This window comes from Bacteroidia bacterium (assembly GCA_023228875.1).
GTDB lineage: Bacteria > Bacteroidota > Bacteroidia > NS11-12g > UBA955 > JALOAG01.
Map to the genome: position 1 here is coordinate 1 of JALOAG010000069.1, position 2,856 is coordinate 2,856.

Sequence of the window (2,856 nt, forward strand, 5' to 3'; positions counted from 1 at the left end):
ACAACAAGCGAACTTTCATTTTTGAAGATAATGAAATTACTATTAGACGAAATAAAAGGGGTACAGAAGGACCAAACATTAATAAAAGTAATACAAGAGACTTATTGGTACTATAGGTGCACATTCTTGCCACATGCGGACACGATTCCTGAAATACGCGGACATTAAAAGTTAGTTTTGTTGAATTACGCGGACAGTGTTGCTGAAACACGCGGACACTTGTTGGCATCGCTATTGACCTCTTAAACTACTGTTTAAGAGGTGGAATATGAGGTGCACAGAAAATATGTTAGTCCTAGAGGTGTTGCGACTTTATGAGCAACTATCGTACTCTCTAAGAGAGATTGAAAACACATCAATTTGTAGTAAAACAACAGCTGGTAAAATTATTAATCGCTGCAAAGAACTTAACCTTAACTATGATGTAGCAAAAACTTTAACAGAGAAAAAATTGAAAAGTTTAATTTTCCCAGAAACGCCAGGAAGGCAAACAAAGAAGCTACCAGATTACAGTGTCATTCACCAAAAACTAAATACTAGCAAAAAGAACCAACAGTACCTTTGGGAAGATGCAGTTCAAAGAGGGGAAACAGATCTAAGTTACAGCAGGTTTTGCTTCCACTACCGCAACTGGAAAAATGAGCAAGGCTATGGAGTTTACACACCAATTGACAGAAAGCCTGGAGAAAAGCTTTATGTAGATTGGGCAGGGGATACACTAAAATGTGTATTCGACTCACAAAAAGGTAAATTATTAAAAACCTACTTTTTCGTTAGCACCCTTGGAGTAAGCGGTTATCCCTACTGTGAAGCCACTACCAATATGGACCAGTTCTCATTTAATAATGCCCACGTTAATGCACTTAAATGGTATGGTGCTCTACCTAAAATAATTGTCCCAGACAATTGTCAAACTGCAGTAACCAGAGCAAGTATGTGGGATCCTAAGTTAAATAGAGCCTATCTAGAACTGGCCCAGCATTACAAAGTAGCAATACATCCAGCTAGAGTTAGAAAGCCTAAAGATAAAGCTAGTGTTGAAACAACTGTAAAATGGTTAGAAACTTGGCTACTAGAGTTTTTAAAAGATACTGGTCCTTTTTACTCTCTTAATGAGCTCAATGAAGTAATCAAAAGAAGATTAAAAGAGTTAGTTAACCGTAATTACACTGAAAGTACAAGGAAAAATGAGACAAGGTTATCTTTGTATCAAAAAGTAGATCTACCTGCAATGAGAGCTTTAGCTAAATCTCATATGGAAATATATGACTTTAAAAGGGGTACAGTCCCTGACTACTACCATGCTATGTATGACTCCTTTTACTATTCAATTCCTTATTACCTCTTTAAAAAACCTTACACCCTTCACGCTTTTCAAAATAGGATTCAAATCTTTGTAGGAAATGAACAAGTTGCCCTACATCAAAGAAAATATAGTGGCAAACGTTATGTTACTAAAACAGAACATATGCCTGAAAAAGATAAATATTACCTTAGCCTAGGACAAAAAGATGGTAATTATTACCGAAGGTGGGCATCCAACTATAGCCAAGAGTGCAGAGACGTAATTGAATCAATACTAAGTTCTTTCGACTATGAACCCCAAGGATACAAATCTTGTCTTGGGATTTTAATGCTTGCCAAAAAATATTCAATACAAACTCTTAATGCTGCTTGTAGTAAAGCACTAGAACTCAACAGCCCCTCTTACACCACTGTGTCTAGATTATTAAAAACAAATGCACAATTCATTCAAACCTCTGTATGTGCCAACGAAACAGTTCCTCAACCTGAAGATTTAAGAACTAAGCAGTGGAAATCCCTTAAAATAGGAGGTTTAAAATGACTCAACTAATTTATGATCAGCTTTCAGAGTTACGTTTACACGCAATGAAGAATGAACTTTTAAGGCAACAGGCAGTTCCAGCTATTGAAAGTCTCTCTTTTGAAGAGAGATTTGGTATGTTAGTTCAATACCAACTAGATGCAAAACATGATGCCAAAACTAGAAGGTTGTTACGCAATGCAAAACTAAGAAACTCTAACGCTTCAATTAAAAATATCCTATTTAGCTCCAATAGAAAATTAGATAGGGCACTAGTTGCAAGACTGTCAGATTGTTCTTTCATTAAACAAAACAAACACCTTCTATTTACAGGAGCTACAGGTACTGGTAAATCCTATTTAGCTAGTGCCTTTGGAAGAGAAGCTTGTATCTTAGGTTATTCAGTAAAGTCCTACCGCCTGCCACTTTTGTTAGTTGAACTTGCTAATGCTCGTTCTGACGGCACTTTCTTCAAACTTATGAATAATCTTAAAAAACCAGATTTATTAATAATTGATGACTTTGGCCTACAAAAACTAGATCCAGAATCTTCTAGGGATTTATTAGAGGTTATTGAAGATAGGTATGTATCTGAAAAACCTCTAATAGTTACCAGCCAACTTCCACTTAACAAGTGGATTGAAGTATTTAAAGATTTGACTATTGCTGATGCTATTATGGATAGAATAGTTCACAACAGTTTTAATTTTGAATTAAAAGGACCTTCATTGAGAGCCAATGAAACCAATATTTTAGAAGAAAAGGAGAATTAAAACTAAATCAAGACAACTGCCACTTTGTGTGGTAATATTTTAGAAAATTTGGGCCACCAAGTGTCCGCATGTTGCGAGAACAGGTGTCCGCGTATTTCAAGAACTACTGTCCGCATCAGCAAGAATAAGCATCCTATAGTACCAATAAGTCTCTTGTATTACTTTTATTAATGTTTGGTCCTTCTGTACCCCTTTTATTTCGTCTAATAGTAATTTCATTATCTTCAAAAATGAAAGTTCGCTTGTTGTTGGGCTTAC

Annotated in this window: 2 protein-coding genes; both read left to right on the forward strand. The window is 35.7% G+C overall.

Translation table 11 applies throughout. The features are described from left to right. The first annotated feature begins 286 nt into the window (after nucleotides 1–286). Nucleotides 287–1,846 carry an IS21 family transposase gene (gene istA / locus M0R38_13390; protein MCK9482730.1) on the forward strand — a complete coding sequence of 520 codons (1,560 nt, stop codon included), beginning with the start codon at nucleotides 287–289 and terminating at the stop codon, nucleotides 1,844–1,846. Further along, complete coding sequence (gene istB / locus M0R38_13395) at nucleotides 1,843–2,598, forward strand: IS21-like element helper ATPase IstB (GenBank protein ID MCK9482731.1); 756 nt, start codon at nucleotides 1,843–1,845, stop codon at nucleotides 2,596–2,598. Before istA ends, istB begins: the two co-directional genes overlap by 4 nt. Nucleotides 2,599–2,856: the final 258 nt, after the last annotated feature.

Coding starts and splice junctions, on each gene's coding strand:
- istA (MCK9482730.1), top strand. CDS start 287: ATGTTAGTCCTAGAGGTGTTGCGACTTTATGAGCAACTATCGTACTCT.
- istB (MCK9482731.1), top strand. CDS start 1,843: ATGACTCAACTAATTTATGATCAGCTTTCAGAGTTACGTTTACACGCA.